The organism is Corynebacterium sp. S7 (assembly GCF_054401105.1).
Genome location: NZ_CM136760.1, coordinates 636,325 through 660,570 on the forward strand (window position 1 = coordinate 636,325; position 24,246 = coordinate 660,570).

26 protein-coding genes are annotated in these 24,246 nt (G+C 57.7%); 14 read left to right on the top strand and 12 right to left on the bottom strand.

Translation table 11 applies throughout. The annotated features are described in order from the left end of the window. The first annotated feature begins 97 nt into the window (after positions 1 to 97). Together ACXZ66_RS03140 and ACXZ66_RS03145 are read left to right on the top strand one after the other, a co-directional pair. Positions 98 to 1,294: an ATP-binding protein gene (locus ACXZ66_RS03140; RefSeq protein ID WP_458750432.1), complete on the top strand. Its 1,197-nt coding sequence runs from the start codon at positions 98 to 100 to the stop codon at positions 1,292 to 1,294. Between the two features lie 6 nt (positions 1,295 to 1,300). Continuing rightward, positions 1,301 to 1,951, top strand: a complete 651-nt coding sequence (locus tag ACXZ66_RS03145; RefSeq protein WP_458750434.1) for a LuxR C-terminal-related transcriptional regulator — start codon at positions 1,301 to 1,303, stop codon at positions 1,949 to 1,951. Here the strand turns inward: ACXZ66_RS03145 and ACXZ66_RS03150 are convergent. Beyond that, positions 1,948 to 2,361: a hypothetical protein gene (locus tag ACXZ66_RS03150; protein WP_458750435.1), complete on the bottom strand. Its 414-nt coding sequence runs from the start codon at positions 2,359 to 2,361 to the stop codon at positions 1,948 to 1,950. The two genes, ACXZ66_RS03145 and ACXZ66_RS03150, sit on opposite strands and share 4 nt — an antisense overlap. Before the next feature lie 64 nt (positions 2,362 to 2,425). Here ACXZ66_RS03150 and ACXZ66_RS03155 point away from each other — a divergent pair, with 64 nt between their 5' ends. Beyond that, positions 2,426 to 2,743: a hypothetical protein gene (locus ACXZ66_RS03155; RefSeq protein ID WP_458750437.1), complete on the top strand. Its 318-nt coding sequence runs from the start codon at positions 2,426 to 2,428 to the stop codon at positions 2,741 to 2,743. 6 nt (positions 2,744 to 2,749) lie between these two features. Here the strand turns inward: ACXZ66_RS03155 and ACXZ66_RS03160 are convergent, their stop codons facing one another. After that, positions 2,750 to 3,457: a pirin family protein gene (locus ACXZ66_RS03160; protein ID WP_458750439.1), complete on the bottom strand. Its 708-nt coding sequence runs from the start codon at positions 3,455 to 3,457 to the stop codon at positions 2,750 to 2,752. Positions 3,458 to 3,574: 117 nt separating this feature from the next. On the opposite strand from ACXZ66_RS03160, the gene ACXZ66_RS03165 reads away from it, so the two are divergent. Beyond that, positions 3,575 to 4,294 carry a hypothetical protein gene (locus ACXZ66_RS03165; RefSeq protein ID WP_458750440.1) on the top strand — a complete coding sequence of 240 codons (720 nt, stop codon included), beginning with the start codon at positions 3,575 to 3,577 and terminating at the stop codon, positions 4,292 to 4,294. Continuing rightward, the gene (locus ACXZ66_RS03170) at positions 4,295 to 5,836 is read left to right on the top strand and encodes a Y-family DNA polymerase (RefSeq protein WP_458750441.1); all 1,542 of its coding nucleotides are present in this window, start codon (positions 4,295 to 4,297) and stop codon (positions 5,834 to 5,836) included. Between the two features lie 16 nt (positions 5,837 to 5,852). Here ACXZ66_RS03170 and ACXZ66_RS03175 read toward each other — a convergent pair whose 3' ends face one another. Further along, complete coding sequence (locus ACXZ66_RS03175; protein ID WP_458750442.1) at positions 5,853 to 6,431, bottom strand: AMIN-like domain-containing (lipo)protein; 579 nt, start codon at positions 6,429 to 6,431, stop codon at positions 5,853 to 5,855. Between the two features lie 312 nt (positions 6,432 to 6,743). On the opposite strand from ACXZ66_RS03175, the gene ACXZ66_RS03180 reads away from it, so the two are divergent. Both ACXZ66_RS03180 and ACXZ66_RS03185 read left to right on the top strand, forming a co-directional pair. Then, the gene (locus ACXZ66_RS03180; protein WP_458750443.1) at positions 6,744 to 7,979 is read left to right on the top strand and encodes an MFS transporter; all 1,236 of its coding nucleotides are present in this window, start codon (positions 6,744 to 6,746) and stop codon (positions 7,977 to 7,979) included. A 240-nt stretch (positions 7,980 to 8,219) separates the two neighbouring features. Continuing rightward, positions 8,220 to 9,161: a sucrase ferredoxin gene (locus ACXZ66_RS03185; protein WP_458750445.1), complete on the top strand. Its 942-nt coding sequence runs from the start codon at positions 8,220 to 8,222 to the stop codon at positions 9,159 to 9,161. Here ACXZ66_RS03185 and ACXZ66_RS03190 read toward each other — a convergent pair. The 4 genes from ACXZ66_RS03190 to ACXZ66_RS03205 are packed head-to-tail and all read right to left on the bottom strand — an operon-like array spanning position 9,158 to position 12,555. Further along, positions 9,158 to 9,934 carry an HAD hydrolase family protein gene (locus tag ACXZ66_RS03190; RefSeq protein ID WP_458750447.1) on the bottom strand — a complete coding sequence of 259 codons (777 nt, stop codon included), beginning with the start codon at positions 9,932 to 9,934 and terminating at the stop codon, positions 9,158 to 9,160. The two genes, ACXZ66_RS03185 and ACXZ66_RS03190, sit on opposite strands and share 4 nt — an antisense overlap. A gap of 31 nt (positions 9,935 to 9,965) precedes the next feature. After that, positions 9,966 to 10,646 carry a methionine ABC transporter permease gene (locus ACXZ66_RS03195; RefSeq protein WP_458750449.1) on the bottom strand — a complete coding sequence of 227 codons (681 nt, stop codon included), beginning with the start codon at positions 10,644 to 10,646 and terminating at the stop codon, positions 9,966 to 9,968. Next, on the bottom strand, positions 10,643 to 11,671 hold the full coding sequence (locus ACXZ66_RS03200; RefSeq protein ID WP_458750451.1) for a methionine ABC transporter ATP-binding protein: 1,029 nt from the start codon (positions 11,669 to 11,671) through the stop codon (positions 10,643 to 10,645). Before ACXZ66_RS03200 ends, ACXZ66_RS03195 begins: the two co-directional genes overlap by 4 nt. Continuing rightward, the gene (locus ACXZ66_RS03205; RefSeq protein WP_458750453.1) at positions 11,671 to 12,555 is read right to left on the bottom strand and encodes a MetQ/NlpA family ABC transporter substrate-binding protein; all 885 of its coding nucleotides are present in this window, start codon (positions 12,553 to 12,555) and stop codon (positions 11,671 to 11,673) included. Before ACXZ66_RS03205 ends, ACXZ66_RS03200 begins: the two co-directional genes overlap by 1 nt. A 140-nt stretch (positions 12,556 to 12,695) precedes the next feature. Here ACXZ66_RS03205 and ACXZ66_RS03210 point away from each other — a divergent pair, with 140 nt between their 5' ends. Next, on the top strand, positions 12,696 to 15,824 hold the full coding sequence (locus ACXZ66_RS03210; protein ID WP_458750455.1) for an error-prone DNA polymerase: 3,129 nt from the start codon (positions 12,696 to 12,698) through the stop codon (positions 15,822 to 15,824). Here the strand turns inward: ACXZ66_RS03210 and ACXZ66_RS03215 are convergent. Genes ACXZ66_RS03215 through ACXZ66_RS03230 form a run of 4 tightly spaced genes read right to left on the bottom strand, consistent with a single transcriptional unit; the run spans position 15,821 to position 19,228 of the window. Continuing rightward, positions 15,821 to 16,723: a metal ABC transporter permease gene (locus ACXZ66_RS03215; protein ID WP_458750457.1), complete on the bottom strand. Its 903-nt coding sequence runs from the start codon at positions 16,721 to 16,723 to the stop codon at positions 15,821 to 15,823. The genes ACXZ66_RS03210 and ACXZ66_RS03215 overlap by 4 nt on opposite strands. Further along, a complete protein-coding gene (locus ACXZ66_RS03220; protein WP_458750458.1) occupies positions 16,720 to 17,583 on the bottom strand; it encodes a metal ABC transporter permease in 864 nt (287 codons plus the stop codon). The genes ACXZ66_RS03215 and ACXZ66_RS03220 overlap by 4 nt, the downstream gene beginning before the upstream one ends. Then, the gene (locus ACXZ66_RS03225; RefSeq protein WP_458750459.1) at positions 17,580 to 18,305 is read right to left on the bottom strand and encodes a metal ABC transporter ATP-binding protein; all 726 of its coding nucleotides are present in this window, start codon (positions 18,303 to 18,305) and stop codon (positions 17,580 to 17,582) included. Before ACXZ66_RS03225 ends, ACXZ66_RS03220 begins: the two co-directional genes overlap by 4 nt. Beyond that, complete coding sequence (locus tag ACXZ66_RS03230; protein WP_458751248.1) at positions 18,302 to 19,228, bottom strand: metal ABC transporter substrate-binding protein; 927 nt, start codon at positions 19,226 to 19,228, stop codon at positions 18,302 to 18,304. The genes ACXZ66_RS03225 and ACXZ66_RS03230 overlap by 4 nt, the downstream gene beginning before the upstream one ends. Before the next feature lie 113 nt (positions 19,229 to 19,341). Between ACXZ66_RS03230 and ACXZ66_RS03235 the strand changes: the two genes are divergently transcribed. Genes ACXZ66_RS03235 through ACXZ66_RS03250 form a run of 4 tightly spaced genes read left to right on the top strand, consistent with a single transcriptional unit; the run spans position 19,342 to position 22,546 of the window. Next, positions 19,342 to 20,007 carry a metal-dependent transcriptional regulator gene (locus tag ACXZ66_RS03235; RefSeq protein WP_458750460.1) on the top strand — a complete coding sequence of 222 codons (666 nt, stop codon included), beginning with the start codon at positions 19,342 to 19,344 and terminating at the stop codon, positions 20,005 to 20,007. A 38-nt stretch (positions 20,008 to 20,045) separates the two neighbouring features. After that, positions 20,046 to 20,495 (top strand): PH domain-containing protein, encoded by a 450-nt coding sequence (locus tag ACXZ66_RS03240; protein ID WP_458751250.1) that lies wholly within the window; start codon positions 20,046 to 20,048, stop codon positions 20,493 to 20,495. After that, positions 20,492 to 21,880, top strand: a complete 1,389-nt coding sequence (locus ACXZ66_RS03245; RefSeq protein ID WP_458750461.1) for a PH domain-containing protein — start codon at positions 20,492 to 20,494, stop codon at positions 21,878 to 21,880. The genes ACXZ66_RS03240 and ACXZ66_RS03245 overlap by 4 nt, the downstream gene beginning before the upstream one ends. Positions 21,881 to 21,883: 3 nt before the next feature. Further along, positions 21,884 to 22,546, top strand: coding sequence for an MOSC domain-containing protein (locus tag ACXZ66_RS03250; RefSeq protein WP_458750462.1), 663 nt, complete (start codon positions 21,884 to 21,886; stop codon positions 22,544 to 22,546). Between the two features lie 18 nt (positions 22,547 to 22,564). Here ACXZ66_RS03250 and ACXZ66_RS03255 read toward each other — a convergent pair whose 3' ends face one another. Beyond that, positions 22,565 to 23,035: a tRNA (cytidine(34)-2'-O)-methyltransferase gene (locus tag ACXZ66_RS03255; RefSeq protein WP_458750463.1), complete on the bottom strand. Its 471-nt coding sequence runs from the start codon at positions 23,033 to 23,035 to the stop codon at positions 22,565 to 22,567. Between the two features lie 24 nt (positions 23,036 to 23,059). Between ACXZ66_RS03255 and ACXZ66_RS03260 the strand changes: the two genes are divergently transcribed. Next, the gene (locus ACXZ66_RS03260) at positions 23,060 to 23,920 is read left to right on the top strand and encodes a bifunctional methylenetetrahydrofolate dehydrogenase/methenyltetrahydrofolate cyclohydrolase (protein WP_458750465.1); all 861 of its coding nucleotides are present in this window, start codon (positions 23,060 to 23,062) and stop codon (positions 23,918 to 23,920) included. Positions 23,921 to 23,922: 2 nt separating this feature from the next. Further along, complete coding sequence (locus ACXZ66_RS03265) at positions 23,923 to 24,246, top strand: DUF3017 domain-containing protein (RefSeq protein WP_458750466.1); 324 nt, start codon at positions 23,923 to 23,925, stop codon at positions 24,244 to 24,246.

Here is a 24,246-nt window from a genome sequence, read left to right on the forward strand (position 1 = left end):
TCAGTGAGGTGGGTTTTTGAATCGGGATCTGCCCTGAAATTTGGCGTCAGGGTTTACCCCGATTCTTTTTCACAGGTGGCATGGAACAATTATGTGTATGTCACAACGATCCCCGTATATCACCGCGGAAAAGCCGATGCTGTACCCGCGCTACACCCGTCCGAAGAATGGGCGAGTAGTAGCGGGTGTTTCCGCGGGCCTAGCGCAACATTTGGGCGTTGATGTCGGTTGGGTGCGCGTTGCCTTTGTTATTTCCGCCTTTTTGTCCGGCGCGGGCGTAGCCGTCTACGCCCTGATTTGGATGTTCTCTTCGCCTAATGAGCGCGATGAACCTGTGCCCTCGAATCACAAGATGGGCATGGCTTCCTACGTTGCGCTGGCAGCGGTTGGTGTTGTGGGTGCGGTTGCCACCAGTGGGCTGCTCAGCGGCGTCAATGCATTTGTTTTGGTTGCGCTCGGCGTGGTGGCAGTGGGTGCCTTCCTCACCTGGCAGGCCTTTGACCGTGGGCACAGGTCCGTGGGCAACGTGGTCGCACTCGTTGCTGGTGTGGCCTTGGTGTTTGCAGGAATCATTGCCATGGCAGTGTTGTGGGAGGACGGAGGATTCGCCGGCGCGGTCGCCTCGGTGTTCCTTACCCTGCTGGGCGTGGGAATCTTGGTCATCCCTTTGATGATGCGCCTGACCTCCTCCCTTGTCAGCGCCCGCGAGGAGAAAGCAGTGGCGAACCAGCGCTCCGAAATCGCAGCTCGCTTGCATGACTCGGTGTTGCAGACCCTTGCGCTGATTCAAAAGCGTGCCGATAACCCCGAGGAAGTGGCACGTTTGGCCCGTGGGCAGGAACGAGAGCTACGCGCCTGGCTCTTCGACGCGGACGAAAAGGCATCAACCACAGTCTTTGCCGCCTTGAACAAGGCTGCTGGCGAGGTAGAAGATCTTGTTGGGGTGCGGATCAGTCCCGTGACAGTAGGGGACGACGTGGGTTTTAGCGAGGAAACTGAACCTATTGTGTTGGCTGCCCGCGAAGCAATGTTGAATGCAGGAAAGCATGCAGGCGTGGACACGCTCGACGTATATGCCGAGAATCTGGCAGGCGAGCTGACCATTTATGTACGCGATCGTGGCTCAGGCTTTGATCCCGAGGAGATTCCCGAGGACCGCCATGGTGTGCGCGATTCCATAATTGGCAGGATGGAACGAGCAGGTGGGGATGTGAGAATTCGCTCCTCAACTACTGCTTCTACAACAGGGGCGTCACCCGGGACCGAAATTAAGCTCAGCTTGCCGGTAACCTAATGAACTATGGTGCGAGTTTTCCTTGTTGATGATCATTCCGTGTTCCGAGCTGGCGTGCGTGCTGAGCTCGCCGACAAAGTAGACATTGTTGGTGATGCTGGTACGGTGCGCGAGGCCGTCGCGGGCATCAACTCCACTCGCCCTGACGTCGTATTACTTGATGTGCACATGCCCGACGGCGGTGGCTTGGCAGTGATCAAACAGACCACCGTTGATTCGAAGTTTTTGGCTCTGTCGGTCTCTGATGCGGCAGAAGATGTCATTGCGCTTATCCGTGCCGGGGCCAGGGGCTACGTAACGAAAAACATCGACGGGGTCGAGTTGGCCGAGGCCGTCAATCGCGTCAACGAGGGCGATGCCTATTTCTCGCCGCGCCTGGCAGGTTTCGTGCTTGACGCTTTCGCCTCGGGTGGCGTGGTGGAGGACCCAGTTGGGGAACCCGAAAAGATCGATGACCCTGTTGTCGACGCGTTGACCAGGCGCGAGCTCGAGGTGCTACGCCTCCTTGCGCGTGGCTACACCTACAAGGAAATCGGCGAGGAGCTATTCATTTCCGTCAAGACGGTGGAAACGCACGCATCAAACATCTTGCGCAAAACCCAGCAATCCAACCGCCATCAACTTACTCGCTGGGCAGCTGATCGCGATCTGGATTAGGCGTAGGCCAGCTTGCGCGTGCCGTCGACATGCGGATAGAGCACCCACGCCACCCCAGCGATAGCAATGAAAACAAGGACCACTCCCCACAGTGGCCACGGAGCCAGCACTGGGGCGAGCATCAGCAGGAGCCACCACACCATCAACGGCACGATCTGGCCGATGGTGGGGAAAGTATCCACATTGTTGGCCAGCGCGAAGTATTTCATTTCACGACGATAAGGGTGCAAAAGCGTCAGCACAATTGCCAAAACGGCAGCAGTACCAGCGAGACCCACGCGCAGCCCGATCGACCATGGCCCCACCATGATGGCAACAGAGGCGCCAATAAGAATTGATCCGATCCCGCGGACCAGTGTGGGAGTAGGGATGGGAGTCTTATGGGATTTCATGTCACCGTAGGCCGTCATAGAAATTAGGCTATCAGCTGAGAAAAGCGTTGCCTGGAGTGGGCAACCCTGCCATTATTTCTACATGGGAATCATTGTTGCAGCGACTTTTTTGATTGTGGGAGCCATTCTGGCCGTCTTTGTCACGGGTCGATTTAGCGCGCGCGACCCCTATGGTGTGATTCCGTATTTCATTGGAGATCTTCTTTGGAGCGATTTCCCGTGGTACACGGCGCGTAGCCTGGGATATTTCTTCTTGATGGTGGCCACGGCGCTGGCCTACCCAAGCATTGGGTTGTGGTCGTTTCTGCTCATGGCGCTGGGCGCGTTGCCGTCGCTGATGATGACCCGCGAGCATAACCGCCGTGCGCGAAGCGCGTGGTGGCGGGAATCCTTCGATTAAGTGGCGTTAGATGCCACGTTCCATCACCCAGACCAGCACCTCGCCGGAACCGGTGACGCTGAGTTTTTCTACGTCCCTGAGGCGGAGGGCGTCGCCAGCGTGCAGTTTCAGGCCGTTGACTTCAGCATTGTGCTTTGCGACGAAGACGCGGACGAAGGCCCCACCTAAAAGTTCGCGTGGGCGATCGTCGTGAAGCCTTGCGACCCATAACGCAGCTCCGTGGACCCCTAAGGGAAGGGGCGAATTGGGGCCGGCGACTTGGATGAAATCGCCGGATTGCAGGGCCTCGTTGTAATCGTGGTGGTCATGCGATGGTGTTGTGCCTAAGACATCGGCGGGGAGCCAGCTTTGGACCACCCGGACTTTCTGTTTACTGGTGTAGCCCGCGGCGTTGACCTCGGAGTGGCGGACGCCGGAACCTGCGCTGATGTGTTGGGCCATGCCGGTTTCGACGATGGTCGATTCGGTACTGCCTGAATCACGGTGTTTGAGCGCGCCCTCGAGGACCCACGTAATAATTTCGGCGTCCTGGTGATGATGCATGTCGAAGCCTTCGCCGGGGGAGACGACGTCGTCGTTATGCACCATGAGCAGGCCAAACGCATTAGCGGCAAGATTGAAGTTGCCGGTGGCGAGGAAAGATTGGCGCGAGTCAACGGCCGCATCGCGCCAGAGGTGACGCTCCGACGCGCGGATAATCTCCGATGTTGTCATGTACGCAACACTAGCAATCGGCTGCGTTTATGGATAGGGGATCGCGCTAGGGTGTGTAGAATATGTGTTCGAGCAGGGGTGTTGCGTGTGTCGAATTAGGGGAGCATACTACAAAGTGTGGAGGGAACACACGTTCGGAAAGCGGAGGAGTTTGGCGATCTTGATGGAGAGCTCAGTAGGGCTGACAAGATCGCCACTTTGCGCTCCCGTATGGCCGCTTTAGGTGGGGAAGTTCCTGAACAGGTTACCGAAACTACGGATGTTCTCCCTGTTGGCGATGGCCTGCAGCGCCTCTTGCCTTTGGGCGGTTTACCTCGGAGATCGGTCACTCATTTAAGCGATACCCCAGCTCTTGTGGTGGAATTGATTGAGCAGGTCACCTCTCGTGGCGGGTTTGCTGGCGTTGTGGGATGGCCGGACCTATCGTATGCGGGCATTGGTGAGCTGCAGCGCGTTGTTGCTGTGCCTGACCCGGGCACAGAACCCCTGTCTGTTGCCTCTGTCTTGGTTGAGGGCCTCGATCTTGTTGTGTACCGCAGTTCTGTCGAACTAACTCTTTCGCCAGTACGTGCGAGACCAATATTGGCTAAACTTCGGGCTGGTCACGCAGGCCTAGTGCTGGTGGGCACCAAGGTGCAATCACCTGCGTTGACGGTATCGGCGCAGGTGGCTGATTTCCGTGGGATCGGGCAGGGCAGCGGAAGAATCACGGGGATGGACTTGAACGTTCGGGCGGAGGCGAAAGGCCACCGGCCCTCCTCCGGCGTGCTTACCGTTGGGCGTGCAGGTGAATCTGGTGTGGCTGGAGCGCGCAGACATCTTCGGGCGGTGCGCTAAATGCGGGTGGCTGCGCTATGGTTTCCGGACTGGCCGATTCAGGCTGCGCGTTTGAGCGCGGAGGATAGCCTCGTTGAGCCCTTGGCTATTGGCGAGCAGCACCGGATTAAAGTGTGCTCGTCGGTGTCACGCGCCCAGGGAGTGCGGCGCGGAATGAAGGTACGCGCAGCCCAAGCGGTCTGCCCGAGTCTGACGGTGTTGGAAAACGACACGGATCGTGACGGGCGGATGTTTAGCTCGCTGGCGGCAAGCTTTGACGATGTGGCTTCGTCTGTTGAGGTGCTCCGGCCGGGCCTCGTCCTGGTAGACGTGGCTGCTGCGGCGAAATTTCATGGCAGCGAAGCCACGGCGTTAGAGATGCTCCTTGATGCAGCTGCGCGCAAGGGGATCGATGCGATGGCCGGTGTCGCCGACGAAATTGCTACGGCGATTATCGCCTCGCGTTCAGGGCAGATCGTCGCGGCAGGCCAATCGGCGAGCTTTCTTGCCCAGCAACCGGTTTCCGTTTTGGCCGCGGAAGCAGCCCTGGGAATAGACCCGGAACTTGTGCGTTCCTTGAGCCAATTAGGGGTGCGCACCTTAGGGGATCTGGCGCAGTTGCCCTCCACAGCTGTGTCGACCCGCTTCGGCGTGGGAGGTATCACCTGCCACAAAATTGCCCGCGCCGCACCCGACCGGCGGGTAGCACCCGAGCTGCCCATGACAGACCTTGCAGTTGGCCTCACCCCAGAGGACCCGATTGAACGCGTCGATGCGGCCGCCTTCGCCGCGCGTGGTTTGGCGGCCGCGCTCCACGAGAAACTCTCGGCCGTGGGAAAAAACTGCGTGCGCCTGAAAATCATCGCGGAGCTGACAAACGGAAAGCAGGTGGAGCGCGTCTGGCGGACCAGGGAAGCACTGACCGAGGCTGCCACCGCTGACCGTGTGCGCTGGCAGCTCGACGGGTGGTTGACCAGCGGTGGGGCGGGAGCCATCGAGTCTTTGATCTTAGAGCCCTTGGAGTTGGCCGCGCCCGAACCTGTCGGTGAACTCTGGCGTGACGGCACAACAACAGATGCTGCGCGCCGGGTCGTCGAGCGGGTGCAGTCCACACTTGGCCTCGACGCGGTAGTACAGCCTGTGTTAGTTGGTGGGCGGGGAGTCGTTGAGCGGATCGAGTTGGTGCCCTTCGGGGAGCGCGCCCCAGAACCTGCGGAAGGGGAATGGCCGGGTGCCATCCCAGCACCTTTACCGGCGCGCTTAGGCGGAGGCCCAGCACACCCAGCGGCGCGCGTTGTTTTGATCGATGCTCAGGCACAAAAGGTGGGGGTGACCGCGGAGGCCGTCCTGAGCTCGCGGCCCTATGCGTTGGGGTGGGGCAAGAAGCACTACCTTGTTAGCGCATGGGCTGGTCCCTGGCCGGTTGACGGCAGTTGGTGGGAAGCACACCCGCGGAAGGTTGCGCGCCTGCAGGTCGTCGGAAAGCGAGAAAATGAAGCGCAACAAGCGTGGCTGCTGTTGTGGGTGCAGGGCGGATGGCGGATTGAGGCGATGTATGGATAGGTATAGATAGGTATGGCTAGTCTGTGCGGAAATCAATCACGAGGCGCAGCGGATCTTCCAACACCTGCACCGAATATGGCTTTTCTTTGTCCACGCCGATGATGAACTGGGTGCGGTCGACGCTATTGGAAGCCTTGACCACCTCGACCACGCAGCCGGTTCCGGCGATGGTATGCAGCTCGGGGGCTACCATGCCGAGCTCTTTGGCAGGGACAATACCGTCAATGTTGACGTTCAAGAAGGCTTTACCCTTCACCGGAACTGCGGAACCGGAAACTTGCTGAGCAGGGGAATTGACGTAGTCAACGTACCACCCCGGATGGCCAGTGCCAGCAAAGTCGAACACAACACGGTCGAAATGTTCGTGCGCACCAGTGCGCACATTGGTCACCACAAGTTGGCTTGGGGCCTCGGGTCGCTGGGACTTTTCCGTCAAACTGGCATCGCCGAGTGGCCGCACACCGGCAGGGGTGTCGGTACCACTCGGGCTGCTGACGGCTTGGGTTGCAATGGTTCCGTCATTTGCGCAAGCCGAAACTACAAACGCCGTCGCGAGTGCGACGACGAAGACTGCAGAACGGCGAATCGTAAACACGATTACAAAGGCTAATATTCATGCCCCTAAATGAGAAACCAGAACGGGTTGAAACTAAAAAAAGTAATCAAAACGTTGTGGAGTAACTCCCTTAAACCATCGGGGCGATGGTGTATCGCGTGATCTGTATCGGGATGGGGCAATTCCGGTCGCATGTCACGGAGGCCTATGTCAGATGATATCCGGATTTACTATATCCACTTTCGTGATAGTGTAAATAATCGGATAGATCGTATCCACTTGTGATTGGCTTGGTCTCCCCGCGGGATCGTGCCATTGAAGGATGAGACATAACGTCACTGAAAGGCACCCATGGCTTCAACAACAGATAAATCCTCAACCGAGCGCTTCCCCTGGCTGGTGATTTTGACGCTTGCCTCGGCGGGCTTCCTTGCCCTTGCCGTAGAGCTAAGCCCGGCAGGTCTATTAACCCAGATGGCCCCGGACTTGAACGTCAGTGTTGCCATGGCTGGCTCGTTGACCGCGCTATATGCACTTGGCAATGCAATCCTCACGCTGCCGCTGACCGCTCTGATGATGCGGTTCTCTCGCCGAGTCGCCCTTGCCGGTACGTTGCTCGTTTTTGTGGCCGGAAATGTCGCGGTGTTCCTCGCCTCGGATCTGGAAACCGCCCTAGTAGGTAGGTTCATCTCCGGTGGCGCGCACGGGGTACTCATGTCGCTCGCGCCTGCCGTGGCGATAGGTGTCGCCGGACTGAAACATGAGCGCCTAGCGCTGAGCATTGTCACCGGAGCGAACACCGTTGGTATCGCCCTCGGCGCCCCATTGGCTTCTGCTGTGGGTACCGCCTTTGGATGGCGAGTGACTTTCTTCGCAGCTGCTTTGCTGTCGCTTGTCTGTGCCGTCCTGCTGGCAGTAAAAATCCCCCCGCTGCGCGTCGAACAGACTCAGCAAATGGGGTTGATACAGACGATTCGACAGCCGGGTGTCTTAAGGATCAGTGCCGGGTGGATGCTGTTAATGCTGGCCTACATGTCTGTGATCACCTACATCGACCCCTACCTTGATGAACTCGACGCGCCACCGCAGTTAACTAGTTTGTCTTTGTTTGTCTTTGGTACCGGAGGCATACTCGGCGTGTGGCTTGGAGGCCGGATCGCGGCACGCTCACGCTTGGCCTCGCTGATAGTCATGCCTGTGCTGATGGCCGTGAGCCTGTTACTAATGTCCATCGGGATTAGGAGCATCCCTTTCATCCTCGTCCTGCTGTTCGTCTGGGGGATCGGATTTTCCGGCCTTGTCATGGTGTGGCAGCAGACTCTACTGCTGGTTGGATTTCGATCCCCGGAAAAGTCGATGAGTATCGGCGTCGTCCTCAGCCAGGCTGGTATGGCTGCAGGATCTGCGCTTGGTAGTGTCGTGCTCACTCAAGCCGGGGTCTTGGCGTTGCCTCTGGTCGGTGCCATCATCTCCATTGCGGCACTGGCCTTACTGATAGGGATCCGACCTGTCCTTACTGCGGCTGAGACCGAACGGGCCGCGACGGCGACCGGGAGCGCCCCCGAAACGAGCACGGCGACCGCCTAAAAATAAGCTGAAGATGATCTGAAGATAAGACAGTCATCGCTTACCGCACGGTGACGCGCTGTGAACCATTCCGATGCGAGGTGATTTCGTCGAATGCTCGCCACGGGTATGCCTTGGAACGCTAAGGCCGGGAGCGTGCATCGCAGTTAGATGGTGGCGTGCGACGGGCAGCAGGGCGAACCGCAATGCGGTAAAGTGGTCTCCTTACTACTTAGGGCAAAAGCAACTAGGCTGGGGCATATGACCACGGCGACACCCAATGAGCAGGAAAACTCGCAACTCCGCTGCTCGGACGTAGCACCAGAACCACTACCGGGGACCGCAAAGCAAGCAAACGTCTACGTGATTTTCGAGTGGCCCTCAAGCTGGAGCCGCGATGTATTAGATGGTGGCACCCTCGGCGAGGAATTCACCGCCCGCCTCAAAGCGCACCTGAAAAAGTATGGGGCAAGCCTCCAGCTGATTCGCCACCCAACAAGGGAGCGGCGCCAAATCACTGATCACCACCTGTACTTGGTGTTCGCCGAGGAAAATATTATGGAGGTCACGCACGTCGATTCCCCGGAAGCAATACTTGAGCTGGACCTTTCAGGACCGGGCCGCAATAACTTAGAACAGCGCACCCGACCACTGGTGCTAATTTGCACCCACGGCAAACGCGATGTCTGCTGCGCGATCAAAGGCCGCCCGCTAGTTACCGAGCTGGAAAAGCGCTACCCATTTTCCGAAAATGGCGACATTGTGTGGGAAACCTCGCACACCAAGGGCCACCGTTTCGCCCCCTCGATTTTGTTGATGCCGTGGGGATATAGCTTCGGGCGGATGAATACCCAAGCAACGGAATCGATGATTGGCGCTGCCCTCAACGGTGACTATTTCGTTCCAGGCAATCGTGGCCGTGGCACATTAACTCCCACAGGCCAGGTCGCTGAAAACGCCGTGGCAGCCAAGGTTGCGGGCGAGGGCAGAACCGTGAAGTACGGGCAATTTGCAGTCACCGCAGACGAGGTAGTCGCCGCTGCGGGCACTGCCAAGGTCACCGTTGCCGATTCCGCCTCAGGCCTTAACTATGCCGTGGTTTTGACCACGCGCACCGTCGACGGAATCATCTCCTCGTGTGGCGCCGAACCCAAGCAGGGCGAGGTCTGGGACGTGGAATCCGTAGCAGTGCTCGAGAGCTAAATGTACTCATGTAGCGCGTCGGCGACGTGTTCAATCACGTGGTCCGTGGCGTTTTGCACATCCTCTGGTGAAAGCGTGAAACTATGCGAATGATGCGCCACCTCGTGCATCGGTAGATCGTTCCACGAATCACCGAAGGTGTAGAGCTCATAGGAATCAATTCCCGCCAGCTCCATAGTTTGCACAATGCCACGGCCCTTATTTACACCAGGGGCGATGATGTCAATGAACTCATGATTCGTGGTGTAGGTGGCGTGCGGAAGTTGCGTGTGAATCCGCTCAATGAGTTCGATGCGCAGCGCCGGGTTATCAGGAACCCACAGTGGCACCACACCAAACTGATGGTCGGTGATATCGGCCGTGGTCATTGGAATGAACCCCTGCGCCAAAGAACTTCCCACGCCCGGAACAGAGGTGTTGTTGGTAAAAATGCCGTCGCGGCGCCCAAAAGTTGTCCCGTACACCGCGATGCCTTCGACGCCTTGGAATTCCTTGACCGCATCATGCACCATCTCCGAGGCGATCGGGTGCCCGAACAACAGCTCGTCGCCACGCGTTGTTGCTGCTCCGCCGTTCGAGAGAATGTTGTAGTCGAAGGAGATATCAATTCCGGTTAGGGCACGGCTTAACGACGAGCGCGACCTCCCGGTTGCAGAAATAGCAAGATGCCCGGCGCTTCGCCAGGCATCTATTGCAGCGATGTCCTTGGCCGCGATGTCTCCGCCGCGGCGAAGGGTTCCATCGATGTCAAAGGCAGCTACTTTCACGGTCATGCGTGTCAGTGTATCTTCTTTGGTGAGATTTTTAACGTCGCATGATCTTCTTGGACAGCCAGTTACCCAGGAACTGGGCGAGCTGCACGATAATCACGATGACAATCACGGCAGCGAATGTGACCTGCGGTTCGAACGAACGGTAACCGTAGACAATAGCGAAGTCACCCAAGCCGCCACCTCCGATATAGCCGGACATTGCGGACATATCAATCACCGCGATGAAGATGAAGGTGTAGCCCAGGATCAAGGGGCCAAGGGCTTCGGGCAGGATCACCGAGGTGATGATCTTCCACGGGCCAGCGCCCATGGAACGGGCTGCCTCAATTACACCGGGGTCAATGGCCACGAGGTTTTGTTCAACAATGCGAGCCACCGTAAACGTGGCGGCGAAACACATCACAAAGGTTGCGGCGTTGGTGCCAATCGACGTACCTACCACCGCCACCGTGACCGGGTACATCATGGCGATCATGATGATAAACGGAATCGGGCGGAAGAAGTTGACCAAAATGTTGATGGTCCAGTACACGAAGGAATTCTTCAAGATTCCGCTCGGGCGAGTGGTATAAAGCAGCACACCCAAAAGCAGACCGAAGAAGCCGCCGACAACCATGGTGATAGCCACCATGTAGAGGGTCTCACCGATAGCCTGGACGAATACTGGCCCCAAGCGGTCCCAGTTGGGCTCGGCTAAGATCATTTCATTCATCGCACAATCTCCTGGATATCGGTGGTTTTCTGCAGTGAGGCGTAGAACTGTTGCACCGCAGCATCATCGCCGCCGAGACGCACAGTCATTTTGCCGAAGGAGTGTTGCTGCAAAGTTGTGACGCCACCATGCACGATGGAAATCGTGCCACCGTGCTCTCTGAGTGTGGCGGAGGCCTCAAAGAAGCCGGAATCCTCCGTCAGATCAATAGTGAACAGGCGCCCCTCGTGGGCAAGCAAGTCTTCTGCCTCGACCAAGTCTGGGGTATTGCGTAGCGACGAGGAAACGAACCGCTGTGCCACATGGGTTTGCGGATTAGAAAAGACCTCGTAGACGCTGCCGTATTCAACGATGCGGCCTTCCTCCATCACAGCAACCTTGTCGGCGATGGAACGGACGACATCCATCTCGTGGGTAATGACCACGATGGTGAGCCCTAGTTCTTCGTTGACGCGGCGCAGAAGCGTGAGGACTTCGTGTGTTGTTTCCGGATCGAGGGCGCTTGTTGCCTCGTCGGCAAGCAAAAGCGTGGGATTGGTAGCCAGCGCACGGGCGATGCCGACACGCTGCTTCTGGCCACCCGAGAGCTGCTCAGGGTAGCTTTTCCCCTTGTCACTCAGGCCGACGAACTCCAACAAGTCCTGGACGCGGGCTTTGCGCTGCTGCTTGTCCATCCCCGCGAGCTTGAGCGGGTACTCAATGTTGCCCGCCGCGCTGCGCGAGGAGAACAGGTTGAACTGCTGGAAAATCATGCCGATATTGCGACGCATGGTGCGCAGCTTGGACTCTGGCATACCAACGATGTCAGTGCCGTCGAGCAACAGTGAACCTGATGAGGGCGTATCCAGCCCGTTGATGAGCCGAACCAGTGTGGACTTACCAGCACCGGAGTAACCGATGACACCTAAGATTTCGCCTGGTTCGACAGTGAGATTGATATTATCGAGTGCCCGGACCTCGCTGGATCCGGTGGAGAACACCTTCGTGATGTCCCGGAATTCAATCCGGGTGCCGGTCGAGCTCACTACTTTGAAGCCTCCTCGAGGCGTGCGAGCACGTCATTGAGTTCGGACTGGTCACGGGTGACCTGGACTGCTGAGCCCTCGGAGTCCTGGGCAACAGCCTCGGTAACCTCAGGGGAGTGCCACAGCTCGACCAACTTGTTCAAGGTTGGGTCGCTGATGTCCTCGGCGCGGGCGGCGAAAACGTTGATGTATGGCTCCGCCTGGGTGGAGTTTGGATCATCCTGGAAGACTGCCTGATCTGGGGTGATGCCTGCGCGACCAAGCCAGGAGTTGTTGATGATGGCTGGGCGACCTTCCTGGAATACCGTTGGGGTCTGTGCCGCATCAATAGGGGTGATATCCACCTTGGATGCCTCAGTGTCGATGTCTGCTGGGGTTGGATCAGTCAGATCCGCTTCCTTCAGCGTGACAAGGCCAGCCTGGACCAGCACGTTGATGGCACGACCCTGGTTGGATGGGTCATTTGGGATGGCGATATTTTCGCCCTCGATGCCGTCCAGGGAGGTGTGATCCTTCCAGAACAGTGCCAGTGGGTAGATCTCGGTGGAGCCCACAATCTTAAGGTCCTCGCCGGAGCCGACGTTGTACTCGGCGAGGTACTTGATGTGCTGGAACTTGTTCACGTCCAGCTCGCCCTGTGCGAGGGCCTCATTGACCGGCGCGAAGTCAGAGAAAGGAATGATATCTAGCTTGATGCCTTCTTCAGCTGCGAGATCGGAAAAGACGGACCAAGCCTGCTGATCAGCATCAGTGGTGCCGATCTTGATGGTGGTTTCGCCCGAACCAGATGCACCATTCGAAGACGAATCGTTAGAGCAAGCCACGAGGCTGGTAGCTGCGATGGCGGATGCCGCGACTGTTGCGACAAAACGGGTCAAACGCATCGTATTCTCCCTGTAGGTAGATGGATTGGAAGTGATGGGCAATAACCTAGCACTTACTGGACAGCTTAGTCTAGTCGCCTTGGTCCTCCGTGATATTTCCACTATGGCACATATGTTCTAATAGTGCTAGCCTAAAACGCATGAGATTTAATGGAGGCGCGCCGCTGTCGTGGTCGCGGTTAGAGCGGATTTTGTCGGGGCGTCCATCGCCCACGCCAGTGTCCGTTGACCACTTGTCTCCAGATCTTGGGGGTGTACAACCCCGCGTGCAGGCAACGGTCCCGTTCGCTGAATTGCACGCTGTTTCGTCGTATAGCTTTTTGGGTGGAGCCAGCGAGCCGGAAGATCTTGTTGTCCGAGCGAAAGAGCTGGGCCTGGAGGCGTTGGCCCTGCTGGACCGGGATGGTTTTTATGGGGCGGTGAAGTTTGCGGAAGCCGCAGCGAAGGTGGATCTGCCCACAATATTCGGTGCCGAGCTGACTCTGGGCGATAAGGTGCTGCCCGTGCTGGCCAGAAATATTGAAGGCTATAAGCGCCTTTCACACCTTATTACTCAAGCCCGGATGGTCACCCGTGAAAAAGATGAGGTGCGTTACCCGTCGCTGGAGGGCATTGCCGAGCAGCTCGGCGGTCAGTGCTATGTCCTGGTGGGGTGGCCGTGGGCGGGGGAAATCGATCGTGTGGTCGAAGTTTTTGGGGTAGACAGAGTGGTTTTGGAGTACGAGGTATCTATGACCCCGGAAGACGCGGATCACCATGCCTTGTTAGACGAGTATCCGCACGTGCCCAGCATCCTCACTGCCCAGCCGGCTGCCGCTACCCGGGAGCACTCCCGGCTTGCTGCGGCGAAGCGTGCGCTTGGCAGGAGGCAATCGCTGGCCCATGCCCAGGGGCATTTGCATCCGATGGGCGCGAACTGGCTGCGCTCCGGTGAACGGATGCTGCAGATGGCGCCGGAGCGTCGCGCCCAGATTGACCGCACGGTAGACATTGCCCGTGAATGTGCTTTTACCCTAGATCTCATCGCCCCGAACCTGCCACGGTTTTCCACCCCGGACGGGCACGACGAAATGAGCTGGCTGACACACCTTGTGCGCGAGCGTAGCCAGGTGCGCTATGCCTCGCGCCCGGCGCAGGTGCGCGAGAAGGCGATGAAACAGATTGACTATGAGCTCGGTGTTATCGAACAGCTCACGTTCCCAGGCTATTTCCTCATTGTGAATGACCTGGTGGATTTCTGTCGCGAGAACAATATTTTGTGCCAGGGGCGTGGCTCGGCGGCGAACTCCGCGGTGTGTTTCGCCTTGGGCATTACTAATGCGGAGCCGATCAGCGCGGGCCTGTTATTCGAACGGTTCTTGTCCCCGGAGCGTGACGGGCCACCGGATATCGACATAGATATTGAATCCGGCCGTCGCGAAGAAGTCATTCAGTACGTGTACACCAAGTACGGTCGCGACAATGCGGCGCAGGTAGCCAACGTAATCACCTATCGCACGAAGGGGGCTATCCGCGATGCCGCGCGTGCCTTGGGGTATCCGCAGGGCGCGATCGATTCGTGGGCGAAGGGTTTAAGCGATCCGCCGGACAAGGTCACCGAACTTGCAGCCGAGTTTAAGGGCCAACCCCGCCACCTAGGAATTCACTCCGGGGGCATGGTTATTTGTGATCGTCCGATTGCCGATGTCGTGCCCACCGAATGGGCACGGATGGATAATCGTTCGGTGGTGCAGTGGGATAAAGACGATTGCGCCTCGGCAGGCCTAGTCAAGTTCGACCTTTTGGGCCTTGGCATGCTCGAGGCCCTGCACCACATGATCGACTTGGTGGAGCAAACCACGGGCAAGCGAGTGGAGCTCTGGGAGCTGGACTTGGCCGATTCCAAGGTCTACGACATGCTGTGCCGCGCCGATGCCGTGGGTGTATTCCAAGTGGAGTCGCGCGCGCAGCTTTCTACCTTGCCACGGCTCAAACCCCGGAAGTTCTTCGATCTGGTCGTCGAGGTGGCCTTGATTCGCCCCGGCCCGATCCAGGGTGGGTCCGTGCACCCGTACCTGCGGCGTCGCAATGGGGAAGAGGAGGTCACCTACGATCACCCGGTGTTGGAGAAATCCCTGGGTAAGACTTTAGGTATTCCGTTGTTCCAGGAGCAGCTCATGCAGATCGCTGTGGATGCGGCGGGCTTTTCGGGCACGGAAGCAGACGCTTTACGACGAGCGATGGGCTCCAAACGCTCACCGGCAAAGATGGAGGCCCTGCGCCAGCGCTTCTTCGACGGATGTTGGACAACTAACCAGATTGACGAGGAGACTGCGCTGCGTTTGTGGAACAAAATTGTGGCTTTCGCAGCCTACGGGTTCCCGGAATCGCACTCGCAGTCGTTTGCCTCCATTGTGTATTTCTCCGCGTGGTTTAAGTGCTACTACCCGGCCGAGTTCTGCGTGGGGTTGTTGCGCGCCCAGCCGATGGGGTTCTATTCGCCCCAGTCGCTGATTCAAGATGCCCGTCGGCACGGGGTAACCGCGCTACCGGTGAGCGTGAATGATTCAGGGAAGGAAGCCCGCGTGCTGGACTCAGCAACGATTCGGGTGGGGCTCAACCTGGTGAAAGGCCTGGGTGACAAAGCCGCCGAGCGGATCGAGGCGCACCAACCGTTTACAGGAATCCCGGATTTGTCGCGCCGGGCAGACCTGTCGGTGGAACACGTTGAGGCCTTGGCCAAGGCTGGCGCGTTGGATTGTTTCGGCGTGGACCGCAGGCAAGCCTTGTGGCAAGCAGGTGTGGCAGCCACGGAGCAGGAGGGCATGCTGCCGAACTTGTCTGCCATCGAGGCACCCGCGTTGCCGGGGATGACCGCACTTGAGCTCCTTGCCGCGGATGTCAGCTCGACGGGGGTCACTCCTGATACCCAGCCGGTGGCGTTTGTGCGCGATACGCTCACGCAGCGTGGTGTGCTTTCCGCGGAGCAGCTGCGTCATGCCGAAGATGGCTCGAGGATCCGCGTCGGCGGGGTGATCACGCACCGTCAACGCCCGCAGACCGCTTCCGGGGTGACATTTTTGGGCATGGAGGATGAAACCGGCCTGATCAACGTCATGGTGTCCCCGGGCCTGTGGAAACGCCAGCGGATTCTTGCCCGAACATCGAAGGCGCTCGTGGTGCGGGGCATCGTGCAAAACGCCACTGGGGCAGTCACTGTAGTGGCGGACAAGTTGGAGCCGCTTGAACTCAGCGAGGTGCTCTCTCGTGGTTCGCGTGACTTCCGTTAGGCACGAGCGTTCGTCCCCACGAGCAGTTCATCTTCGGCTTTCTGGGTCTTGGCCCGTCGTTTTTGGAGAAATTTTGTTCCGAGCAAGATTCCGATGAACACCAAAGCATAAAAGACAGCCAGCGTTGAGGACGTGGCTAAGTCAAACGAATATGCAATGAGGAACCCAACGATTGCGCCAAGGAGGGCAATCCCGAGCGTGACCCATATGAAGTGAGAAATCCTTCTTACTAAAAGGGAAGCACTTGCTGAAGGGGCCACGATGAGAGCTAAGACCAATAGAGCACCCGCTGCATTGAATGCTGCAGTGACGGTGACTGCTACCAAGAACATAAAAGTAGCTGAAAGCATCCGGGTTGGAATCCCCGAAACCGCGGCGAATTCAGGATCAAAGGTGGTGGCCACCATTTGCCGCATCGTCAGTTTTAGAAATACGGCATTGAGAAGCAGTACAGACGCCATGACGTACATATATGAAGGGCCGAAATCGTATCCGCCTATGATCACACGGTCGAATGCCGCAAGGTTAAGGTCGCCTACGAGCACCAAGTGGGTGTCGAGGTGGACATCGGAGAATTGTGAAGAGACCAGGATGACTCCTAGGGCGAACAACGCGGGAAAGAGAAGCCCTTGGGAGGAATCGCGAGTGACTAAACCTGTTCCATACAGCCACTCAGCGCCCCAGACCACCAATAGCCCGGCTAGGGCTGCTCCGATGATTAATACGGGTGAATCCAAGTTTTCGGTAATGGCGTACCCCACCACAATTCCGGGAAATGCGGCGTGGCCGATTGCGTCGACAAGCATGGAATTCTTCCGCAAGACCACGAACACACCAGGAAGAGCGCAGGCAAGTGCAGTAACAACTGTCAAAAGCAACGAAGCAACGAAAATACTCATACCCGGACTGCCTTTCTGGGAGAGAAGAAAAGAGCTGCTAGGAAGATAATGGCCATCACGACAACAATGACTGGACCCGTGGGAAGCGGCCCAAATGCGATAGATAGATATGCTCCGAGCGCGGAAGCTCCTGCTCCTATCAGGGCAGATAACGTCACCATGGTGCTCACTAATCGTGAGAATTGGCGAGCAGCCGCTGCCGGAGTAATCACGAATGCAACCATGAGTACAAGTCCTACGGCTTTCAATCCGATCACTGTGGCGATTACTAGAGTGCTGAAAAACACCGCATCAGTGATGTTGCGAGAAAACCCCATCATCTGTGAATGCTCTGGATCGAAACTTGAGGCGCACAGTTCCTTCCAAAAGAGCACCATTACAACGAGTGCGAGGCCACCGATACCGAGTGAGACGGTGATATCGTCACGCGTGAGCGTCGAAGCGTTTCCGAATAGGTAGTCTTTGACTCCACCTTTGCCCGGGATTGGTCGCCGATCAATATATTGCATGAGCAGCATGCCCGCGCCGAAGAATCCCGTGAGCACAACCGCCATAGCGGTGTCTAGGGCGATCGGAGAGTTGCGTTCAATCCAATTCACGGCCCACGTGGCAAGCACACCGACTAACACCGCACCGATGATCAGGCCAAGCATTGAGCGCCCCTGTAGACCGAATGCAGAAAGAAAAAGAAAGGCAATCAATGTACCGGGCAGTGCCGAGTGTGAAATAACATCAGAGATTAGCGCCTGTTTGCGAAGGTAGGTAAAGCCACCAAGCGCTCCAGCGACGAGTCCGATCGCGGTGGTTCCCACCAGAACCATGACAAAGGTGTAGTTAGAGAAAAAGTCAGCCAGGCTCATTCCATCACCTCAACGGCACCATAAGCAGCCTGAATGGTTTCGGGGGTGAATGCGTCATGGAGCTGACCCGAGGAGACGACTCGACCTGCAGACAGAAGTGTGACGTAGTCGCAAAGATCCGGCACCGTACGTAGATCGTGGTGGACTACCACGATGGTCTTTCCCTGTGCACGCAGTTCACGGAAGACCTGCATGATGGCTCGCTGCGAGACATGGTCAACACCTTGAAACGGTTCGTCCATAAACAGTAAATCTGGGTCGCCCGCCAACGTGCGCGCGAGGAATGCTCGTTGTCGCTGTCCTCCAGAGAGCTCGCTGATTTGTCGACCTGCTAGATCAGAAATTGATACTGCTTCCATTGCCACGTTGGCTCGGGCGCGTTCCGATTTACCCGGGCGGCGAAACCAACCGAGTTTGCCGTAGGTACCCATAAGAACCACTTCTTCAACGGTGATCGGAAAACTCCAATCAGCGGAAGTGTGCTGTGGCATGTAGCCCACACGTTGACGCACGTTATCGAGAGGTTCCCCGAAAAACGACACGCTGCCTGATCGGGCCTTGACTAATCCAAGCAGGGACTTAATCGTCGTTGATTTCCCTGATCCATTAGGTCCCACAATCCCCATGACCACTCCGCTTGGCACGGTCAAGGAGACATCGCAGAGTGCGTGCACATTGTTGTAATCGACGGTAAGTCCCCGCGCTTCAAGAGCGAACGTCACGACAACCCTCCCAAGACGGTATCGGCGTTATGGCGCAAGGCTCCTAAATAGGTGTCCACTGGCTCCGTTGGGCCGAGTGAATCTGCAAAGAGTTCTTCGGTGGAGATTTCAACTGTCCATCCGCGGGATTCCACCGCTTCTTTCAGTGCCGTGATGGCTTGGGGATTTGCCTGATTATCTTGGAAGATCACAGGCACTTCGTTGTCTGCAATGTAGTCAGCAAGTTCGGAAAGCTCGCTGGCGGACAGGGCTGCCTCAGTTGAAATGAAATCGGTTGCGCGAACCTCGAGGTTGAAAGTTTCACCGAAGTAGGCAAATGCGTCGTGGCCGGTGACCAGGATTCGTGGTTCTGGAACAGCGGACATGTTGGCGGAAACGTCTGCATAGGTTTCGGAAATTTCCTCGTTGTATGCGTCGGCATTGTTGGCGTATTGCTTCGAATTCTCCGGATCTATCTCGCCGAGTTTGGCCGCAATAGTATCTACAACTTGTTGCCATGCCTCCGGACTATTCCAAATATGGGGGTCGTACAGAGTTCCGTCCCCACTGAGTAAAAGATCTGGCGCGACGGTTTCAGCAACAGCAGTTTGTTTGTCGCCAAACGACATGAGCTGGTCTTGCATTTGAGCCTCGAGGTGGAGGCCGTTCCACAGCACGAGATCAGCATCGTTCATGTCTTCAATATCTCGGGTAGTTGGCTGGTAGGTGTGGGGGTCGCCACCAGGGCCGACCATCGTGATGATTTCTACAGAGGGAGCGATGTTCGAGACGGCATCGGCAATATAGCCGGTGGTTGCAAAGACACTCAGCGGTTCGACTCTGCTCGCATCGGAAGTCTCAGTGCCGTCGACGGCGCACGCGGTGAGGGTGAGGGAGAGGGCCCCGACAGCGAGAAGTGACGAGGCGCGCCATGGAAAATTCATGCTCATACTATCCAATCTTTTGATTGCCGAAAATAGAAGTTCAAACCATTGAACTTAACTTAGGCTAGGCTATGAACAGTTGGAGACGCAAGTGGTCGGCTACTGTGAGATGCATGCATATCCGCGATTTGCCTGAGCGCTCCCAGGACTACATAAAGGTCATTTGGGATATCACTGAATACTCGGACCAACCAGCGTCTTTAGGCGAGATCGCGCAACGCATGGAGCAAAAAACATCTACCGCATCAGAGGCAATTAAGCGGCTAGGTAAACTCGGTCTTGTCAGCCATGAGCCGTATTCGGGAATCCAACTAACAAAGGAAGGAACCGACCTGGCAATCCAGATCGTGCGGCGCCATCGCCTCGTCGAGACGTTCCTTGTCACTGTTCTGGGATATTCATGGGACGAAGTCCACTCCGACGCGGACTTGCTTGAACACGCCGTCTCAGATCGGTTATTAGCGCGCATCGATGCAAAACTTGGACAACCCGCATTCGATCCTCACGGAGATCCGATCCCCACCGCCGATGGGTACTACCCTGAGATCTCCACCCGCGCATTGGTAAAGGTGGCACCAGGAACGACGGTAACCATCGCGCAAGTTAACGACGACGACCCGGAACTTCTACGCTATCTGGCATCGCACGGCCTGTCGCTGGGGTCGCAATTGACCGTCATCGCTCCGGTAACCGCTGGAATTCTGCAGGTTGAAAATGAACAAGGGGAGAAGATTCCATTGGCAGAAACAACTCTTCGATCCATAAGGGTGAAACCATGACTCCACGTACCTCAGAAGCCGCTGCACCAGCCGAAGAAATGAACCCCGTTTCCCCGAAGCTGACATATGTCAATTACATCAACAGCCTCACCTGGGCTCTCATCTTCGCGGCCGGTTTCTTGTTTGCCTACCTGAGGTGGGAGGGCTGGTGGTGGCTGGGTCTCGTCGGCATCGCTGTGTTGGTAGCTTGGGAGCTCTGGATCATCCCGGCGCGCGTGCGCTTGCATCGCTGGAAAGAAACCGACGACGAGCTCCTAATCACCAAAGGAAAACTCTGGCACGTTTTCACAGTGGTTCCTTATGGGCGCATCCAATTCGTCGACGTCACAGCAGGCCCCGTCATGCGCGCCTTCGGCTTAAAAAACGTGGTCCTGCACACTGCCTCGTCGACCTCGGACTCTACGGTGCGTGGACTGCCCGCTGCCGAAGCAGATGCCTTACGTGAACGCCTCACCGTCAAGGCTCGCGAGAGGATGAGCGGACTGTGAGCGAGCAACCCGAATACCGCAGGGTCCACCGCATTACACCCCTGCTGAAAATGTGGACGGTTCTCTTCGCCGTCCTCGCGGTGGTGATTGCAAACATCAACGAGGCGATGATCGCACGCGTGACGGGCTTAATCGGTAACCGCGGCGTACTGATCCCCATTGTTGCCGGTATCGGAATCTTCGTGGTGTTTTGCGTTGTGGTGTTTTTGGTGTCGCAAATTTGGTGGGCAGCCACCGGCTATCGCCTCGATGACGAGGGCGTTCAACTCAAACGCGGCGTCATCTCCACCCAATTGCGCAGTGCACGGTATGACCGCGTCCAAGCTGTCGATGTCGTCGAGCCGTTCATCGCCAGGATTTTCGGGTTAGCATCCGTCCGAGTAGAAACGGCCGGCGGCAACAAATCCTCCATCGAGATCGGTTATCTGCCACGCCAAGAGGCAGAGGAGCTGCGCGAAGAGATATTCGCAAGAGTGCGTGACGACGAGCACGTGGCCCTCGAACCCACAGAACCCACAGAAGACACCGAGCCCACCGAAGACACAAAAATCGACGATTATGTCGTCGAGCCCATCCCCATCTGGCGCTCGATCGCAGGAACAGTGCTGCGCGGCACCACCATCTTCGGAATTGTGTGGACGATCTTCTCCCTGCTCGGTCCACTTTCTTTTACCGCCGCGGTTCCCGTGCTGCTGGCAATCGTGGTTCCCGTCTGGGGCATGATTAACCGCTCGTGGCGCTTCAATGCCCGTCTCGATGACGACGCAGTTTTACACCTCGCCTACGGCCTCGCTTCGCGTCGTCGACAAGCAATCCCTTTGGCTCGCATCCATGCGATTTCTATCATGCAGCCGGTGCTGTGGCGACCTTTCGGATGGTGGCAGGTGTCGGTGTCCGTGGCCGGCTACGGCGCGGAATCGCGCGAGGGGGCGACCTCGCGGATTCTGCCGGTGGGCTCCCGCGAGCAGGCGATGGCCCTGGTCGCGAAAGTCGGGCCGCTTGAGCGCGAGGGCCTGGAAACGTTCGCGGCACCTGAGGGGGCGACGCATCCCACGTACGCTTCGCCACGGAGGGCTCGGTGGGCATCGCCGATTGATGCGCATCGCCAGGCAACCACGCTGCACGATCACGTGGTCATCGTGCACCACGGGTTGATCGTGCGCAGAGTGGCGTTGATCGAGGCTTCGCACATTCAAGAGCTCAGTTTGCGACGAGGCCCACTACAAAACGCGCTGGGGCTCTCCACGGTGCGGATGGACTTGGTGCCCGGGCCGGTAAGCATGGCGGGGCGCGACATGGATCAAGAGCAGGCGCGTGAACTCGTGGATCTGCTGCGCCACAGGAAGCTGCCGGAGTTAACCCCGCTGGCGCCCGATTACACTTGAGCCATGGAAATACCCAGAGTTCTAAGTACAAACACGGCCCGCCCGATGCGTGATCCCGGTGGGGCCGACCGTGTCTCGGGGATTCACAAGGTGCCGGTGGACAACCTTTCTGTCAGCGACCCGGGGCCTGACTACGGCGATGGCTCAGGTGTAGCCGGTGATGTAGTGGGAGATACTGAGCATCACGGTGGCCGTCACAAGGCGGTGTATGCATTTTCTCGCGAACGCCTGGACTCGTGGCAAAAGGAGCTGAACCGAGAATTTCCCGACGGGGCGTTTGGCGAAAACTTGACCACCATCGGCATCGATCTTGCCCAGGTACTAATCAACCAACGCTTCCGCATTGGCACGGCTGAGCTCGAGGTTTCCGTGCCGCGTTCGCCATGCAAAACCTTCGCCGGTTGGATGGGGGAGGCGAGTTGGCAGAAGCGGTTTACAGCCTCGGGTGATTGCGGGGCCTACTTCCGCGTTTTGGTGCCCGGCGTTATCGCCCCGGGCGATGAGCTCATCGCACTGGATCGGCCTGAGCATGGAATCACCATGGGCATTGCGTTTCGAGCCAAGATGGGCAATCGCGATCTGGCCCGAAAGGTCTGGCAGGCCCAGGTTATGCCGGACATGTTCCAGGCGCGGATGGACAAGCAGTTCGCGGGGGAGCGGGCTTAGTCGTGTGACCAGGTAGGCTTAGACTCCGCCCTCAAAACCCATCTGGCGCCACGCCTCGAAGGTAGCCACGGCCGCGGAGTTCGCCAGATTCATCGAGCGGCGCGCGGGCAGCATAGGAATGCGCAGCTGGTCGGTCACACGAGGATGCTCGGAGTGTTCCTTTGGCAGGCCCGTGGGTTCGGTGCCGAACAAAAGGGCATCGCCGGGCTGGTAGGAAATCGTGTGGTAATAGGTGGTGGCGGTCGTCGTAAAGGCGAAAATGCGTGAGTCGGGAAGTGCGGCGAAGCATTCGTCGATATCTTTGTGAATCACCAGGTCAGCCAAGTCGTGGTAATCCAGCCCGGAGCGGCGCAAGTACTTATCTTCTAGGGAAAACCCGAGTGGTTCGACGAGGTGCAGCCTCGCACCGGTGATCGCCGCGAGGCGGATCGCGTTGCCGGTGTTGGAAGGAATTACGGGATTATCGAAGATGACATGCAGTTGGGACACGCGGTTCAGTCTAGGATAGGGGGCGTGACTGCTATCAAATTGGATGGAAAACTATACCGCGACGAAATCTTCGCAGACCTAAAAGTCCGCGTCGCTGCGCTTCGCGAACAAGGCGTGACCCCAGGGCTGGCAACGGTGCTGGTGGGCGATGATCCGGCATCGCAAAATTATGTGCGGATGAAGCACGCAGACTGTGAGATGTTGGGCATTCGCTCGATTCAGAAGCAGCTGCCAGCGGACGCAACGCAGGAAGAGGTTGAGGCGGTCGTCGATGAGCTCAACGCCGACGACACTGTCACCGGCTACATCGTGCAGCTCCCACTGCCGAAGCAAATCGACGAGAACGCAATCCTCGAGCGCATCGATCCGGCCAAGGACGCCGATGGCCTGCACCCAGTCAACCTGGGCAAGCTCGTGCTCATGGAAGATGCGCCACTGCCGTGTACCCCGAACGGTTCGATCCACCTGCTGCGTCGTTTCGGCGTTGAGCTCGACGGCGCGAAGGTTGTTGTGATTGGTCGCGGTGTCACAGTTGGTCGCCCGATCGGTCTGATGCTGACCCGTCGCACCGAGAACTCGACGGTGACCCTGTGCCACACCGGCACCAAGGACCTCAAGGCTGAAACCGTCAATGCAGACGTGATCATTGCGGCTGCTGGCAAGCCACATATGCTCACCGCCGACATGGTCAAGCCTGGTGCAGCCGTGCTCGACGTGGGAGTCTCGCGCGTTGATGGCAAGACCACCGGCGATGTCCACCCGGACGTGTGGGAAGTTGCTGGCGCCGTATCCCCGAACCCGGGCGGCGTTGGCCCTTTGACCCGTGCATTCTTGGTGCGCAACGTTGTTGAATCTGCCGAGCGTCAGGCTGGATTGAGCTCGTAATAGTGCAAAACCTCTCGCTAGCTAACCCGCATGACCTGAACAACCCGCCCTCGAAGGTGCCATTGCGCATTCAGAAACTAGGCGTAGCGGTGCTTCTGGTCGGGTTAGCCTTGAGCGCGATCTTTGCGTTTACCGAACACTGGCGTCGCGCAACCTTCGGCTTGGGCATCTGCATGATCTGGGTCGCGCTACTGCGCGTGTTCTGTGATTCGCACGTCATCGCGCTAATTGCGGTGCGTTCGAAGCGCTTCGACGTGATCTATTCCGCAGCTCTGGGCTTGGCCATGGTGTGGCTATCCATCTCCATTGACGCGCTGGGCAGTTAA

Bases quoted from the DNA above. Each gene is read 5' to 3' on its own strand.
- ACXZ66_RS03240 (WP_458751250.1), top strand. From the start codon at position 20,046: ATGAACCCCGTTTCCCCGAAGCTGACATATGTCAATTACATCAACAGC.
- ACXZ66_RS03220 (WP_458750458.1), bottom strand. From the start codon at position 17,583: ATGAGCCTGGCTGACTTTTTCTCTAACTACACCTTTGTCATGGTTCTG.
- ACXZ66_RS03160 (WP_458750439.1), bottom strand. From the start codon at position 3,457: ATGACAACATCGGAGATTATCCGCGCGTCGGAGCGTCACCTCTGGCGC.
- ACXZ66_RS03205 (WP_458750453.1), bottom strand. From the start codon at position 12,555: ATGCGTTTGACCCGTTTTGTCGCAACAGTCGCGGCATCCGCCATCGCA.
- ACXZ66_RS03150 (WP_458750435.1), bottom strand. From the start codon at position 2,361: ATGACGGCCTACGGTGACATGAAATCCCATAAGACTCCCATCCCTACT.
- ACXZ66_RS03155 (WP_458750437.1), top strand. From the start codon at position 2,426: ATGGGAATCATTGTTGCAGCGACTTTTTTGATTGTGGGAGCCATTCTG.
- ACXZ66_RS03230 (WP_458751248.1), bottom strand. From the start codon at position 19,228: ATGAATTTTCCATGGCGCGCCTCGTCACTTCTCGCTGTCGGGGCCCTC.
- ACXZ66_RS03235 (WP_458750460.1), top strand. From the start codon at position 19,342: ATGCATATCCGCGATTTGCCTGAGCGCTCCCAGGACTACATAAAGGTC.
- ACXZ66_RS03180 (WP_458750443.1), top strand. From the start codon at position 6,744: ATGGCTTCAACAACAGATAAATCCTCAACCGAGCGCTTCCCCTGGCTG.
- ACXZ66_RS03145 (WP_458750434.1), top strand. From the start codon at position 1,301: ATGGTGCGAGTTTTCCTTGTTGATGATCATTCCGTGTTCCGAGCTGGC.
- ACXZ66_RS03185 (WP_458750445.1), top strand. From the start codon at position 8,220: ATGACCACGGCGACACCCAATGAGCAGGAAAACTCGCAACTCCGCTGC.
- ACXZ66_RS03210 (WP_458750455.1), top strand. From the start codon at position 12,696: ATGAGATTTAATGGAGGCGCGCCGCTGTCGTGGTCGCGGTTAGAGCGG.
- ACXZ66_RS03140 (WP_458750432.1), top strand. From the start codon at position 98: ATGTCACAACGATCCCCGTATATCACCGCGGAAAAGCCGATGCTGTAC.
- ACXZ66_RS03170 (WP_458750441.1), top strand. From the start codon at position 4,295: ATGCGGGTGGCTGCGCTATGGTTTCCGGACTGGCCGATTCAGGCTGCG.
- ACXZ66_RS03215 (WP_458750457.1), bottom strand. From the start codon at position 16,723: ATGAGTATTTTCGTTGCTTCGTTGCTTTTGACAGTTGTTACTGCACTT.
- ACXZ66_RS03190 (WP_458750447.1), bottom strand. From the start codon at position 9,934: ATGACCGTGAAAGTAGCTGCCTTTGACATCGATGGAACCCTTCGCCGC.
- ACXZ66_RS03250 (WP_458750462.1), top strand. From the start codon at position 21,884: ATGGAAATACCCAGAGTTCTAAGTACAAACACGGCCCGCCCGATGCGT.
- ACXZ66_RS03195 (WP_458750449.1), bottom strand. From the start codon at position 10,646: ATGAATGAAATGATCTTAGCCGAGCCCAACTGGGACCGCTTGGGGCCA.